Annotated in this window: 11 protein-coding genes; 8 read left to right on the top strand and 3 right to left on the bottom strand. The window is 62.3% G+C overall.

Annotated features, from left to right (window positions below; translation table 11 throughout):
* The first annotated feature begins 3 nt into the window (after nucleotides 1-3).
* From LMH93_RS22415 to lpxC, 4 genes are all read left to right on the top strand, one after another.
* Nucleotides 4-873: a cell division protein FtsQ/DivIB gene (locus tag LMH93_RS22415; RefSeq protein WP_003251865.1), complete on the top strand. Its 870-nt coding sequence runs from the start codon at nucleotides 4-6 to the stop codon at nucleotides 871-873.
* Between the two features lie 14 nt (nucleotides 874-887).
* On the top strand, nucleotides 888-2,150 hold the full coding sequence (gene ftsA / locus LMH93_RS22410; protein ID WP_003251867.1) for a cell division protein FtsA: 1,263 nt from the start codon (nucleotides 888-890) through the stop codon (nucleotides 2,148-2,150).
* Between the two features lie 55 nt (nucleotides 2,151-2,205).
* Nucleotides 2,206-3,402, top strand: a complete 1,197-nt coding sequence (gene ftsZ / locus LMH93_RS22405; protein ID WP_003251871.1) for a cell division protein FtsZ — start codon at nucleotides 2,206-2,208, stop codon at nucleotides 3,400-3,402.
* A gap of 112 nt (nucleotides 3,403-3,514) precedes the next feature.
* Entirely contained in the window at nucleotides 3,515-4,426 is a 912-nt protein-coding gene (lpxC, locus tag LMH93_RS22400) for a UDP-3-O-acyl-N-acetylglucosamine deacetylase (protein ID WP_003251873.1), read from the top strand.
* 47 nt (nucleotides 4,427-4,473) lie between these two features.
* On the opposite strand, the gene LMH93_RS22395 is transcribed toward lpxC, so the two are convergent.
* Complete coding sequence (locus LMH93_RS22395; protein WP_003251875.1) at nucleotides 4,474-4,929, bottom strand: DUF721 domain-containing protein; 456 nt, start codon at nucleotides 4,927-4,929, stop codon at nucleotides 4,474-4,476.
* A 372-nt stretch (nucleotides 4,930-5,301) separates the two neighbouring features.
* Here LMH93_RS22395 and secA point away from each other — a divergent pair, with 372 nt between their 5' ends.
* The 4 genes from secA to LMH93_RS22375 all read left to right on the top strand — a co-directional run bounded on the left by secA (nucleotide 5,302) and on the right by LMH93_RS22375 (nucleotide 11,166).
* Nucleotides 5,302-8,037, top strand: a complete 2,736-nt coding sequence (secA, locus tag LMH93_RS22390; RefSeq protein WP_003251877.1) for a preprotein translocase subunit SecA — start codon at nucleotides 5,302-5,304, stop codon at nucleotides 8,035-8,037.
* Nucleotides 8,038-8,219: 182 nt separating this feature from the next.
* Nucleotides 8,220-9,437, top strand: coding sequence for a bifunctional glutamate N-acetyltransferase/amino-acid acetyltransferase ArgJ (argJ, locus tag LMH93_RS22385; RefSeq protein ID WP_003251879.1), 1,218 nt, complete (start codon nucleotides 8,220-8,222; stop codon nucleotides 9,435-9,437).
* A gap of 155 nt (nucleotides 9,438-9,592) precedes the next feature.
* Nucleotides 9,593-10,225 (top strand): glutathione S-transferase family protein, encoded by a 633-nt coding sequence (locus LMH93_RS22380; RefSeq protein WP_087535442.1) that lies wholly within the window; start codon nucleotides 9,593-9,595, stop codon nucleotides 10,223-10,225.
* Entirely contained in the window at nucleotides 10,222-11,166 is a 945-nt protein-coding gene (locus LMH93_RS22375; RefSeq protein ID WP_230064594.1) for a Nudix family hydrolase, read from the top strand. Before LMH93_RS22380 ends, LMH93_RS22375 begins: the two co-directional genes overlap by 4 nt.
* Before the next feature lie 32 nt (nucleotides 11,167-11,198).
* On the opposite strand, the gene LMH93_RS22370 is transcribed toward LMH93_RS22375, so the two are convergent.
* Both LMH93_RS22370 and LMH93_RS22365 read right to left on the bottom strand, forming a co-directional pair.
* Nucleotides 11,199-11,765 (bottom strand): cob(I)yrinic acid a,c-diamide adenosyltransferase, encoded by a 567-nt coding sequence (locus LMH93_RS22370; protein ID WP_060538702.1) that lies wholly within the window; start codon nucleotides 11,763-11,765, stop codon nucleotides 11,199-11,201.
* A 1-nt stretch (nucleotide 11,766) separates the two neighbouring features.
* On the bottom strand, nucleotides 11,767-13,797 hold the full coding sequence (locus tag LMH93_RS22365; RefSeq protein ID WP_012053647.1) for a sensor histidine kinase: 2,031 nt from the start codon (nucleotides 13,795-13,797) through the stop codon (nucleotides 11,767-11,769).
* Between the last annotated feature and the right edge of the window lie 20 nt (nucleotides 13,798-13,817).

The following is a 13,817-nucleotide window of genomic DNA, read 5'->3' as shown; positions in this document are numbered from 1 at the left end:
ACCATGCAAGGCGCGATGATACGTCAGCAGCAACCCGTTACCGGCCGTAGCAAGCCGGTGCCGCGTGGTGCCAGCCGGCTGGTGGCCGACGAGCCCGTATCGGCGCGCCTGCCCCGGCCAAGCCTGGGCGGCCTCAAGCGCTTGCTGTGGCCGGTGTTGCTGGTGGCGGCCGGCTTTGGTGCCTACGAGGGCGCCATTCGCCTGATGCCGTACGCCGACCGCCCGATCACCAAGATCGATGTGCAGGGCGACCTCAGCTACATCAGCCAGCAGTCGGTGCAGCAGCGTATCGCGCCCTACGTGGCGGCGAGCTTCTTCAGCGTCGACCTGCCGGCGATGCGGGCCGAGCTCGAGCAGATGCCGTGGATCGCCCACGCCGAAGTGCGCCGGGTGTGGCCCGACGAGGTGGTGATCCGCCTTGAAGAGCAGCTGCCGGTGGCACGCTGGGGGGACGCAGCCCTGCTCAACAACCAGGGTCAGGCTTTCACCCCGCGCGAGCTGGCCAACTATGAGCACCTGCCGCAGCTGGCCGGGCCGCAGCGTGCTCAGCAACAAGTCATGCAGCAGTATCAGGTATTGAGCCAGATGCTGCGCCCCTTGGGCTTTTCCATCGCTCGCCTGGAGCTGCGCGAGCGAGGCAGCTGGTTCCTGACCACCGGTGCGAGCAGTGCCGGGCCAGGCATCGAGTTGCTGCTGGGGCGCGATCATCTGGTGGAGAAGATGCGCCGTTTCATTGCCATTTACGACAAGACACTCAAAGACCAGATCACCACTATCGCCCGCATTGATCTGCGTTATTCCAACGGACTTGCCGTTGGTTGGCGGGAACCGATTGCACCGACGACGGCCCAACCCGCCGTTGCGAAGAATTAGAGAGAGGCAGGACCATGGCAAACGCGCATAGCGGCAAAATGATCGTCGGGCTGGACATTGGCACCTCCAAGGTGGTGGCGCTGGTGGGCGAAGTGGGCGAAGACGGCACCCTGGAAATCGTCGGGATCGGCACCCATCCGTCCCGTGGCCTGAAAAAAGGCGTGGTGGTGAACATCGAGTCCACCGTGCAGTCGATCCAGCGCGCCGTGGAAGAGGCGCAGCTGATGGCCGGCTGCCGTATCCACTCGGCGTTCGTCGGTGTGGCCGGTAATCACATCCGCAGCCTGAACTCCCACGGCATCGTTGCCATCCGTGACCGCGAGGTCAGCCTGGCCGACCTGGAGCGCGTACTCGACGCTGCCCAGGCCGTGGCGATTCCGGCCGACCAGCGCGTGCTGCACACCTTGCCGCAGGACTATGTGATCGACAACCAGGAAGGCGTGCGCGAGCCGCTGGGCATGTCTGGCGTGCGTCTGGAAGCCAAGGTTCACGTGGTCACTTGCGCCGTCAACGCCGCCCAGAACATCGAGAAGTGTGTGCGCCGCTGCGGCCTGGAAATCGACGACATCATCCTCGAACAGCTGGCTTCGGCCTACTCGGTGCTGACCGATGATGAAAAAGAACTGGGCGTGTGCCTGGTGGACATCGGTGGCGGCACCACCGACATCGCCATCTTCACCGAGGGCGCCATCCGCCACACGGCGGTCATCCCGATTGCTGGCGACCAAGTGACCAACGACATCGCCATGGCCCTGCGGACCCCGACCCAGTACGCCGAAGAAATCAAGATCCGCTACGCCTGTGCCTTGGCCAAACTGGCTGGCGCTGGCGAGACCATCAAGGTGCCGAGCGTGGGCGATCGCCCACCGCGCGAGCTGTCGCGCCAGGCCCTGGCCGAGGTGGTGGAGCCACGTTACGACGAGCTCTTTACCCTGATCCAGGCCGAACTGCGCCGCAGCGGCTACGAAGACCTGGTGCCCGCCGGCATCGTCCTCACTGGCGGCACCGCGAAGATGGAAGGCGCCGTGGAACTGGCCGAGGAAATCTTCCACATGCCGGTACGCCTGGGCGTGCCGCACAGCGTTCGGGGGCTGAGCGACGTGGTGCGCAACCCGATCTATTCCACCGGTGTGGGCTTGCTCACCTACGGCCTGCTGAAGCAGTCCGAGGATTTGGCCCTGACCGGTAACAGCAACAGCAGCAGCAACAGCTATGGCGATGAACCGAAGGCCCCAGTGCTTGAACGCTTCAAGAAGTGGGTCCAGGGCAACTTCTAAGTTTCAAAGCAGTAGTGGTAGGCGCAACAACTAGAGAACTGTAAGGAGAGGGAAAATGTTCGAGCTCGTAGACAACGTCCCGCAAAGTCCGGTCATCAAAGTGATCGGCGTTGGTGGTGGTGGCGGCAACGCCGTCAATCACATGGTCAAGAGCAGCATCGAAGGCGTGGAATTCATCTGCGCCAACACCGATGCCCAGGCGCTGAAAAACATTGGCGCGCGCACCATCCTGCAATTGGGCACGGGTGTGACCAAGGGCCTGGGTGCCGGTGCCAATCCGGAAGTCGGCCGTCAGGCCGCGCTGGAAGACCGTGAGCGCATCGCTGAAGTGCTGCAGGGCACCAACATGGTGTTCATCACCACCGGCATGGGTGGCGGTACCGGTACCGGTGCAGCGCCAATCATTGCCGAAGTGGCCAAGGAAATGGGTATCCTCACCGTTGCAGTGGTGACCCGTCCGTTCCCGTTCGAAGGCCGCAAGCGCATGCAGATCGCCGATGAAGGCATCCGCATGCTGGCTGAAAGCGTCGACTCGTTGATCACCATCCCCAACGAGAAGCTGCTGACCATCCTGGGCAAGGATGCCAGCCTGCTGTCTGCCTTCGCCAAGGCTGACGATGTACTGGCCGGTGCCGTACGCGGTATCTCCGACATCATCAAGCGCCCAGGCATGATCAACGTCGACTTCGCCGACGTGCGCACCGTGATGGGTGAAATGGGCATGGCCATGATGGGTACTGGCTGCGCCAGCGGCCCGAACCGTGCACGTGAAGCCACCGAGGCAGCTATCCGTAACCCGCTGCTGGAAGACGTCAACCTGCAGGGCGCCCGCGGTATCCTGGTGAACATCACCGCAGGCCCGGACCTGTCGCTGGGTGAGTACTCCGACGTGGGTAGCATCATCGAAGCCTTCGCCTCCGACCACGCGATGGTCAAGGTCGGCACCGTGATTGACCCGGACATGCGTGACGAACTGCACGTGACCGTGGTGGCCACTGGTCTGGGCGCACGCATCGAGAAGCCTGTGAAGGTGGTCGACAATACCCTGCAGACTGCCCAGCAGGCGTACGAAGCGTCCAATCCTGCGCCGGTGCGCCAGGAGCAGCCAGCGGTCAACTACCGTGACCTGGAGCGCCCGACCGTCATGCGCAACCAGGCGCATGCAGGTGCTGCCGCAGCCGCTAAACTGAACCCTCAGGATGACCTGGACTACCTCGATATCCCGGCATTCCTGCGTCGTCAGGCTGATTAATGGAATTTATCAGGGGTATAAAGGTGATTGGTATTCATCAAAGGTTGGGTCTGTTATCATCCCCAGCCTTTGTTGATACCTGTTCGCAATTTGCGCTGAAGCGGCCAATGCCATGATTAAACAACGCACCCTGAAGAATACCATCCGTGCCACAGGTGTCGGTCTGCACTCCGGGGAGAAGGTTTACCTGACCCTCAAGCCTGCACCTGTTGACACCGGCATCGTCTTCCGCCGCGCCGACCTCGACCCTGTGGTCGAGATCCCTGCGCGTGCGGCCAACGTCGGCGAGACAACCATGTCGACGACGTTGGTCAACGGTGACGTCAAGGTCGATACGGTCGAGCACCTGCTCTCCGCCATGGCGGGCCTGGGCATCGATAACGCCTACGTCGAGCTCTCCGCCTCGGAAGTGCCGATCATGGATGGCAGCGCCGGTCCTTTTGTATTCCTGATTCAGTCTGCCGGCCTGGAAGAACAGGACGCAGCCAAGAAGTTCATCCGCATCCTGCGTGAGGTAACCGTGGAAGAGGGCGACAAGCGCGCCACGTTCCTGCCTTTCGAAGGTTTCAAGGTGAGCTTCGAGATCGATTTCGATCACCCGGTGCTTCGCAACCGGACCCAGAGCGCCAGCGTCGACTTTTCCAGCACGTCGTTCGTGAAGGAAGTCAGCCGCGCGCGTACTTTTGGCTTCATGCGTGACATCGAGTACCTGCGCAAGCACAACCTTGCGTTGGGTGGCAGTGTCGAGAACGCCATCGTGGTCGATGAGGACGGCGTGCTCAACGAAGACGGCCTTCGTTACGAAGACGAATTCGTCAAGCACAAGATCCTCGACGCCATCGGCGATCTGTACCTGCTGGGCAACAGCCTGATCGGCGAGTTCAAGGGCTTCAAGTCCGGCCACGCGCTGAACAACCAGCTGTTGCGCAAGCTGATTGCTGAAACCGATGCCTGGGAAGTGGTCACTTTCGAAGATGCCAGCACGGCACCGATCTCGTACATGCGCCCTGTTGCGGCCGTGTAAGTTCGAACACTCTCTAGTTCATTAAGGCCACCTTCGGGTGGCCTTTTTTATGGCTTGCCCTGGGCGTGGGCAGCCAACCGTTCCAGTGCGGCGCGCAGTTTGGGGTCGGTAATGCCCTCGGCGGTGTCGCGCAGGCTCTCGGCCGCGCTGTTCGAAAGCTCGGCCGCATGCCCGCCACGCTTGGCCGGTACCAGCGGCGGCTGTACCTTGTACAGGATGCGCCTGAGGTTGCCGAATGCTTCCATGGCCTGCAGGGCCGCCAACAAGCGCTTCTGCTGGTAGCGCAGGCGGGTTGCCCAATGGCCGTCGGTAACCACCAGCAACAAAGTACCATCGCGCCAGGACGCCACATGGCAGTGCTCGCGGGCAGCCGGTTGCAACTGGCTTTCCAGCAGGCGCTGCAAGTGCTCCAGGCGCTCGGCCTGGTTCAGCAGCAGGCGCAGCGGGCGCACCTGGCGCAGCAGGGCTGAAGGTGGCTGGGCGGGGGAGGGTTTGTAGGCCATGGGGGTACGCGTGAGGTGACGTGGGCACAGTCTAACATCTCCGTTGCCTGTGCCGGCCTCTTCGCGGGTGAACCCGCTCCTGCCTGGGTTATCGGTATCTTGTAGGAGCGGGTTCACCCGCGAAGAGGCCGGCACAGGTAGCCAAAGACAAGACTGGTTCTCGATAGCTTTCATGTTGCCAAGCCTTGAACTCAGTGAAAATGCCCCTATCTAAAACAGGCCCCTGCCAAAACGCTGTATCAGCATCGTGGAAATCCACCACTTTCCTCACCATCGTTTCCGGGTAGAATGCTCGTTCGCATGCGGCCTATGGGCTGCACGGGCGACTCATGGGGCCGCCCTCCATCCCTACGTGTGGAAGATCCTGCCGATATGTTTGCGCCTTTGTTAAAAAAACTTTTTGGAAGCAAGAACGAGCGTGAAGTCAAACGCATGCTCAAGACGGTGAGTATCGTCAATGCCTTCGAAGAGAAGATGGTGGCCCTCTCCGACGAGCAACTGCGGGGCAAGACTGCAGAGTTCAAGGAACGCCTGGCCAAAGGCGAGACACTGGACCAATTGCTGCCCGAAGCCTTCGCCGTGGCCCGCGAGGCCGGCAAGCGTGTAATGGGCATGCGCCATTTCGATGTGCAGTTGATCGGCGGCATGACCCTGCACGAGGGTATGATCGCAGAAATGCGCACCGGTGAAGGCAAGACCTTGGTCGGTACCCTGGCCGTCTACCTCAACGCATTGTCCGGCAAGGGCGTGCATGTGGTCACCGTCAACGACTACCTGGCGCGCCGTGACGCCAACTGGATGCGCCCGCTGTACGAATTCCTCGGTCTGTCGGTCGGTATCGTCTCGGCCTTCCAGCCGCCGGAAGAAAAGCGCGCCGCCTATGCAGCCGACATCACCTACGGCACCAACAACGAATTCGGGTTCGACTACCTGCGCGACAACATGGCGTTCAGCCAGGACGAGAAGTTCCAGCGTGAACTGAACTTCGCCGTGATCGACGAAGTCGACTCCATCCTCATCGACGAAGCGCGTACCCCGCTGATCATTTCCGGTCAGGCCGAGGACAGCTCCAAGCTGTACATCGAGATCAACCGCCTGATCCCGCGCCTCACCCAGCACATCGAAGAGGTCGAAGGCCAGGTCACCCAGGAAGGCCACTTCACCATCGACGAGAAGAGTCGCCAGGTGGAGCTGAACGAAGCCGGTCACCAGTTCATCGAAGAGATGCTGGCCCAGGCGGGCCTGCTGGCTGAGGGCGAGAGCCTGTACTCCGCGCACAACCTGGGCTTGCTGACACACGTCTACGCCGGTCTTCGTGCACACAAGCTGTTCCACCGCAACGTCGAGTACATCGTCCAGGACGGTCAGGTTCTGCTGATCGACGAACACACCGGCCGTACCATGCCGGGCCGTCGCCTGTCCGAGGGCCTGCACCAGGCCATCGAGGCCAAAGAGAACCTGAACATCCAGGCCGAGAGCCAGACCCTGGCTTCGACCACCTTCCAGAACTACTTCCGCCTGTACACCAAGCTGTCCGGCATGACCGGTACCGCCGACACCGAAGCATTCGAGTTCCAGTCGATCTACGGCCTGAACGTGATGGTCATTCCGCCGAACAAGCCACTGGCGCGTAAGGACTACAACGACCTGGTGTACCTGACCGCTGACGAGAAATACGCCGCGATCATCGCCGACATCAAGGAAAGCATGAAGCTGGGCCGCCCGGTGCTGGTAGGTACCGCGACCATTGAAACTTCCGAGCACATGTCCAACCTCCTGAAAAAGGAAGGGATCGACCACAAGGTGCTCAATGCCAAGTATCACGAGAAGGAAGCCGAGATCATCGCGCAAGCAGGCGCGCCAGGTGCACTGACCATCGCCACCAACATGGCTGGCCGTGGTACCGACATCCTGCTGGGCGGTAACTGGGAAGCCGAAGTGGCTGCCCTGGAAAACCCGACAGCCGAGCAGATCGCCCAGATCAAGGCCGACTGGCAGAAGCGTCACCAGCAAGTGATCGAGACGGGTGGCCTGCATGTAATCGCTTCCGAGCGTCACGAATCGCGCCGTATCGACAACCAGCTGCGTGGCCGCTCCGGTCGTCAGGGCGACCCAGGTTCCAGCCGCTTCTACCTGTCGCTGGAAGACAGCCTGATGCGCATCTTCGCCTCTGACCGGGTGAAGAACTTCATGAAGGCACTGGGCATGCAGTCGGGCGAGGCCATCGAGCACCGCATGGTCACCAACGCTATCGAGAAAGCCCAGCGCAAGGTCGAAGGCCGCAACTTCGACATTCGTAAGCAATTGCTCGAATATGACGACGTCGCCAACGAGCAGCGCAAGGTGATCTACCACATGCGCAACAGCCTGCTGGCCGCCGAGAACATTGGCGACACCATCGTCGAATTCCGCAAGGAAGTACTGGACGCTACCATCAGCCAGCACATTCCGCCGCAGTCGCTGCCAGAGCAGTGGGACGTAGCCGGCCTGGAGGCTTCGCTGGCCAGCGATTTCGCCATCAAGTTGCCGATTCAGCAATGGCTCGACGAGGACGATCACCTCTACGAAGAGACCTTGCGCGAGAAGCTGCTGAACGAGATCACCACTGCCTACACCGAGAAGGAAGACCAGGCCGGTCTCGACGCCCTGCGAACCTTCGAGAAGCAGATTCTGCTGCGTGTACTGGACGACCTGTGGAAAGACCACCTGTCGACCATGGACCACCTGCGTCACGGTATTCACCTGCGTGGTTATGCGCAGAAGAACCCGAAGCAGGAGTACAAGCGCGAGTCGTTCAGCCTGTTCCAGGAGCTGTTGGAGTCGATCAAGCGCGACACCATCCGCGTGCTGTCGCACGTACAGGTTCGCCGCGAAGACCCGGCCGAAGAAGAAGCCCGCCTGCGCCGCGAAGCCGAAGAGCTGGCGAGTCGCATGCAATTCCAGCACGCCGCTGCACCGGGCCTGGAAAGTGAGCAACTGAGCGAGGAGGGTGCCGAAGTAGCGGTAGCCTCGGCGCCAGTACGCAATGACCAGAAGCTGGGCCGCAACGAGCCGTGCTGGTGTGGTTCGGGCAAGAAGTTCAAGCATTGCCATGGTCAGATCGAGTGATCTGAACCTTACGTTGTACAAGCCTGGGGCCGCTTTGCGGCCCTTTCGCGACACAAGGCCGCTCCCACAGGTACCGCGCTCGTCCATGAACGGGCGCGATCCTTGTGGGGGCGGCCTTGTGTCGCGATGGGGCGCGAAGCGGCCCCTTTTTCGACATCATCGTTTTTTCTAGGAGCGCTCTAATGGCTGTTGGTCTTGGTCCTTTGCCCACCCTGCACCCGGTTCCGGGTTTTGAACTCGGTATCGCTTCTGCCGGTATCAAGCGCCCGGGGCGCAAGGATGTGGTGGTCATGCGCTGTGCCGAAGGCTCCAGCGTGGCTGGCGTGTTCACCCTCAACGCCTTCTGCGCAGCGCCGGTGATCCTGTCCAAGCAGCGTGTACAGGGCACCGTACGCTACCTGCTGACCAACACGGGTAACGCCAATGCTGGCACCGGCGCGCCAGGCCTGGCCGCCGCCGAGCGCACCTGCGCCAAGCTGGCCGAACTGGCTGGCGTACCGGCCGAGTCGGTACTGCCGTTCTCCACCGGCGTGATTGGCGAGCCGCTGCCGGTCGAAAAGATCGAAGGCGCGCTGCAGGCCGCCCTCGACAACCTGTCGGAGAACAACTGGGCTGAGGCCGCTACCGGCATCATGACCACCGACACCCTGCCCAAAGGGGCCAGCCGCCAGTTCCAGCACGATGGCGTGACCGTTACCGTCACCGGTATCAGCAAGGGTGCAGGCATGATCCGCCCGAACATGGCGACCATGCTGGGCTACATCGCCACCGACGCCAAGGTGGCGCCAAGCGTCCTCAAGGACCTGATGCTGGACGGCGCCAACAAGTCGTTCAACCGCATCACGATCGATGGTGATACTTCGACCAACGATTGCTGCATGTTGATCGCTACCGGCAAGGCCGACCTGCCGGAAGTGACTGAAGCCAGCGGCGCGCTCTTCGAAGCGCTGAAAAAGGCCGTGTTCGAAGTGTGCATGGAAGTGGCCCAGGCCATCGTCCGTGACGGCGAAGGCGCGACCAAGTTCGTGACCGTGCAAGTCAACGGTGGTGGTAACCACCAGGAGTGTCTGGACGTCGGCTACGCCGTGGCCCACTCGCCGCTGATCAAGACCGCGCTGTTCGCTTCCGACCCGAACTGGGGCCGTATCCTCGCTGCCGTAGGCCGTGCCGGTGTACCGGAGCTGGATGTGAGCCTGATCGATGTTTACCTGGACAGCGTTTGCATTGCGAGCAAAGGCGGCCGCAGCCCGAGCTATACCGAAGCGCAGGGTTCGGCAGTGATGGCCCAGGAAGAGATCACCATCCGAATCGAACTGGGCCGTGGCCAGTGCAGCGAAACCATCTGGACGACCGACCTGTCCCACGAGTACGTGAAGATCAACGCCGAGTACCGTACCTGATCTACTGATCCGAAGGCCTCTTCGCGGGCACGCCCGCTCCCACAGGTGTTGCAATGCCTGCAGGAGCGGTGCGGTCCCTGTGGGAGCGGGCTTGCCCGCGAAAGGCCGCGCAGCGGCCTGCGGGTTTTGCAAGACAAACCTGATGGAGCCGAACCATGAGCTATCACCTGATCATCGGCGACAAGCTGTACTCCTCCTGGTCGCTGCGTGGCGCCCTGGCCCTCGAGCTGGCTGGCGTGCCCTACGAAGAAACCCTGATCAAGCTGAACCAGCCTGATACCCGCCAGCGCATCCTTGCTTTCTCCTCTACCGGCAAGGTGCCGCTGCTCAAGAGCGAGCACGGTGTGATCGCTGACTCGCTGGCCATTGCCGAATACCTCAACGAACGCCACCCCGAAGCCCAGCTGTGGCCTGCCGATGTGGCGGCGCGTGCCCAGGCCCGTTCGGCCTGTGCGCAGATGCATAGCGGCTTCTTTGCCCTGCGCGGCGCCATGCCGTTCGACTTGTCGCGCGACCAGGCGCTGGACAGCGTGCCGCTGGACGTGCAAATCGACATCGACCGTATCGTTGCGCTGTGGTCCGAATGCCGTCTGGTGGCCAAGGACAGCGGCCCGTTCCTGTTCGGCAAGGCAAGCCTGGCCGATGCCTTCTTTGCCCCGGTGGCCGTGCGCCTGCGCACCTACCGCATAGAAGTCCCCGCCGAGGCGGCAGCCTACATCGAGACCATTTATCAATGGCCAGCCTTCCAGGCATGGCAACAGGCAGGCCTGGAGGAGCGTGAAGCGTGAAACGGATTCATGTAGTTGCTGCCGTGATTCGCGGCGCTGATGGCCGTATTCTGATCGCACGTCGTGCCGATACCCAGCACCAGGGCGGCTTGTGGGAGTTCCCCGGTGGCAAGGTGGAAGAAGGCGAAAGCGTCGAAGCGGCGCTTGCCCGCGAGTTGCGCGAGGAGCTGGGCATCGAGGTAAGCCATTCGCGTGCGCTGATCAAGGTCAGCCATGACTACCCGGACAAGCAGGTGCTGCTGGACGTGCGCGAGGTCGAAGCGTTCACTGGCGAACCCCATGGTGCCGAAGGCCAGCCGCTGGAGTGGGTTGCCCCGCGCGATTTGCCGCAGTACGAATTCCCCGAGGCCAACAAGCCGATCGTCGCCGCTGCGCGCCTGCCGGACCAGTACCTGATCACCCCGGACGGCCTGGAAGTGCCGCAAATGCTCAAGGGCATCCAGAAGGCGGTGGCCAGTGGTATTCGCCTGATCCAGTTGCGTGCCCCGGACATGTACGACCCCAAGTACCGCGACGTGGCGGTGGATGCGGTCGGGCTGTGTGCGGGCAAGGCGCAGTTGATGCTTAAAGGGCCACTGGAGTGGCTGGGTGATTTCCCGGCGGCCGGTTGGCACCTGACGGCCGCGCAGCTGCGCAAGTACGCCGCCAGGGGCCGGCCGTTCCCCAAGGAGCGCTGGTTGGCGGCATCCTGCCACAGTGCCGAAGAGCTGGCGCTGGCTGAGCAGATGGGCGTGGACTTTGTCACCCTGTCGCCAGTGCAGGCGACCCAGACTCACCCAGAGGCGGTGCCGTTGGGATGGGATGAGGCGCAGCGGTTGATTGCCGGGTTCAACAAGCCGGTTTACCTGCTGGGTGGGGTAGGGCCGGGTGAGCGCGAGCAGGCCTGGGAAGCCGGGGCACAGGGTGTAGCCGGGATCCGGGCGTTCTGGCCCGAGGTTTGAGTCAAGGGGCTGCAAAGCAGCCCCCTTTAGTATCAGCCTTCAGGTTTGGGGGCGGGCTGCCACAACACTTCTGCAATGCCTTGCCGCCGCCCGATGATCCGTGCTGCCACAAAGAGCAGGTCGGAAAGCCGGTTGATATACGCCAAACCAACGCCTTCGAGCGGCTCCATGGCGTTCAACTGCTGGCACCGGCGCTCTGCACTGCGCGCCAGACTGCGGCACACGTGCGCCTGCGCCACCAGCGCCGAACCACTGGGCAGAATGAAGTTTTTCAGCGGCCCCAGCTCTTCGTTCCACACATCGATGGCCGCCTCCAGGCGTTCCACTTCCGCCAGGGTCAATGCCTGGTAACTGGGCATCGCCAGCTCGCCACCCAGGTCGAACAAGCGGTGCTGACACGGCGCCAGCACCGTGGTCACTTCATTCAGCCCGTGCTCGGCGAGCCCCGCCAGCAGCAACCCCAACTGGCTGTTCAGGCTGTCCACCTCGCCAATCGCTTCGATCCGCGGGTGGTCCTTGGGCACCCGACGGCCGTCGCCCAGGCCGGTTTCGCCTTTGTCGCCGGTGCGGGTATAGATCTTCGAAAGGCGGTAGCCCATGTCATTGCTCCGTTCTGGCCGGCACCGCCGCTGCCGGCTGGGTGAGGGGCAGGCGTAGGGTAAAGCAGGTGCCTTGGCCTGGCGTGGATTGCACTTCCATCTGCCCCTTGTGGTTGTTGGTGATGATGAAGTACGAGACCGACAGGCCCAGCCCGGTACCCTGGCCGATTTCCTTGGTGGTGAAAAACGGCTCGAAGGTGCGCTTGCGCACTGCCTCGGGCATGCCGACGCCGTTGTCTTCGACCTGGATTTCCGCCCATGGCGGGTTTAGCCGGGTGCGCAGTGTGATGCGTCCGGGCTCGCTGGGTTGCGGGCGTTGGTGGATGGCCTGGGCTGCGTTCTTCAGCAAGTTGAGCAGTACTTGTTCCAGCTCGTTGGCGGTGCATGGCACCGGCCCCAGGTCGGGGTCGAACTGGCGCACGATGGCTTGCCCCTTGAAGTCGAAGCCGATGGCCAGATCGAAGTCATTGCCGGCAATTTCAAGCGCCTGATCGATCAGTGCCGGCAGCTCGCATGGCACCAGCTGGCGGTTGCTGCGGCGGCTGAAGCTGAGCATGTGGGTGACGATCTTCGCCGCCCGGGCACCGGCCTGCTGAATGCCGTCGAGCAGTTGCGGCACCTCGCGGCTGTCCAGGTAGCGGTTGATCGTGGCCAGGTCGATGCCCAGCTCTTCGGCCTGTTCCTGGTTGCGCGGCAGGTCGGACGACAGGCGCCGGCGAATGTTCTGCACGTTGTGCAGGATAGCGCCCAGCGGGTTGTTGATTTCGTGCGCCATGCCGGCAGCCAGACCCCCGACCGAGAGCATTTTCTCCGATTGCACCATCATTTCTTCCAATGACAGACGCTGGGTGATGTCGTCGATACGAATGACCACGCCGCGCCCGCCGCCGCCGGTCAGTGGGTAGAAGGTCAGGGCGTAGTGGCGCAGGTCGTCGCCCTTGGGCCAGGTTACCCGCTCGATCTTCGCCACTCGATGTTTTTCCACGGTTTCCTTCAGTTGCGGGAGGAACGGCTTCAGCGGCTCGAACGCAATGAACACCGGCTGGTTAAGTGCCTCGTCCAGTGGCGTGCCGGAAAGCACCGTGGCTTCGTGGTTCCATTGGGTCACGTAGAGCTGTTCGTCGAGGGCAATCAGTGCCGAGGGCATCGAGTCGATGATGCTGTTGAGGTAGTTCTGGAAACCGGTGAGCTTTTTCTCGATCTTGCTGCGTACCTGTACTTCCAGTTCCAGCTTGCGGTTAGTGTGGCGGGTTTCTTCGGCAAGGCCCTGAGCCTGGTCGTAGGCACTCTGGAACTCGTCGCGGGCGCTCTTGAGCTGCTGCTCGCGGGCCTCGATGCGCGACAGCATGGTGTTGAAGGCCTCGGCCAGGCTGCCGATTTCATCATCATTGCCGCGTTGGGCGCGCAAGGCGTAGCTCTCTTCGCGGGTAACCTGGCGGCTGAGCTCCTCAAGCTGGTTGATCGGTTGGGTGATCAGGCGTTTGATCTGCCGGGCGATGACGATCCATAGCAGGACACTGAACACCAGGATGCCCAGGCTGGCACTGAGTGTGCCGGTGTAGAAGGCCGTGGGCAGTTCGCTGCTGGCTACCAACAGCAAATGTGCCGGTGGGTTGGCATCGCGGGGGATGCGGATCAACTGAGTGCTGCGAAACTCCATCAGGCGCCAGCCGTCGATGTTGCGAAAACGCTTGGGCAGGGCCAGCGGCTCGCCATGCTGCAACTGCGCCAGCATTCGGCCATCGCCACCGTAGATGGCGGCGGCGCGCAGCGGTGTGTAACTGTCCAGTTCCTTGAGCAGGGCACGGGCCGTGTCCGGGGTGTCGCCGGCGCGGGCTGCAAGCTGTGGATTGGCCACCAGCCGGCCGATGGTGTGCATGGCCTGGGGCGCCATGCTTTCCTGGGTGATCCAGTAGGCGGCGCTGATGAAGGTGAGGTTGGCCATCAGCAAGATGGTCACCAGCAATACCAGCAGGGCCGCCAGCAGCTTCTGCCCGACCGGGAGGTTTTCCAGGCGTTGGCGCAAGGTCATGGGCAAGGCAATGTCCGTAT

Source organism: Pseudomonas sp. CIP-10 (assembly GCF_020911845.1).
GTDB lineage: Bacteria > Pseudomonadota > Gammaproteobacteria > Pseudomonadales > Pseudomonadaceae > Aquipseudomonas > Aquipseudomonas alloputida.
Note: the sequence above shows the minus strand (reverse complement) of the source record. Positions and strands in the feature narration are given on the sequence as shown.

Bases quoted from the DNA above. Each gene is read 5' to 3' on its own strand.
- LMH93_RS22395 (WP_003251875.1), bottom strand. From the start codon at position 4,929: ATGGCCTACAAACCCTCCCCCGCCCAGCCACCTTCAGCCCTGCTGCGC.
- argJ (WP_003251879.1), top strand. From the start codon at position 8,220: ATGGCTGTTGGTCTTGGTCCTTTGCCCACCCTGCACCCGGTTCCGGGT.
- LMH93_RS22365 (WP_012053647.1), bottom strand. From the start codon at position 13,797: ATGACCTTGCGCCAACGCCTGGAAAACCTCCCGGTCGGGCAGAAGCTG.
- secA (WP_003251877.1), top strand. From the start codon at position 5,302: ATGTTTGCGCCTTTGTTAAAAAAACTTTTTGGAAGCAAGAACGAGCGT.
- ftsA (WP_003251867.1), top strand. From the start codon at position 888: ATGGCAAACGCGCATAGCGGCAAAATGATCGTCGGGCTGGACATTGGC.
- LMH93_RS22380 (WP_087535442.1), top strand. From the start codon at position 9,593: ATGAGCTATCACCTGATCATCGGCGACAAGCTGTACTCCTCCTGGTCG.
- LMH93_RS22370 (WP_060538702.1), bottom strand. From the start codon at position 11,765: ATGGGCTACCGCCTTTCGAAGATCTATACCCGCACCGGCGACAAAGGC.
- ftsZ (WP_003251871.1), top strand. From the start codon at position 2,206: ATGTTCGAGCTCGTAGACAACGTCCCGCAAAGTCCGGTCATCAAAGTG.
- LMH93_RS22415 (WP_003251865.1), top strand. From the start codon at position 4: ATGCAAGGCGCGATGATACGTCAGCAGCAACCCGTTACCGGCCGTAGC.
- lpxC (WP_003251873.1), top strand. From the start codon at position 3,515: ATGATTAAACAACGCACCCTGAAGAATACCATCCGTGCCACAGGTGTC.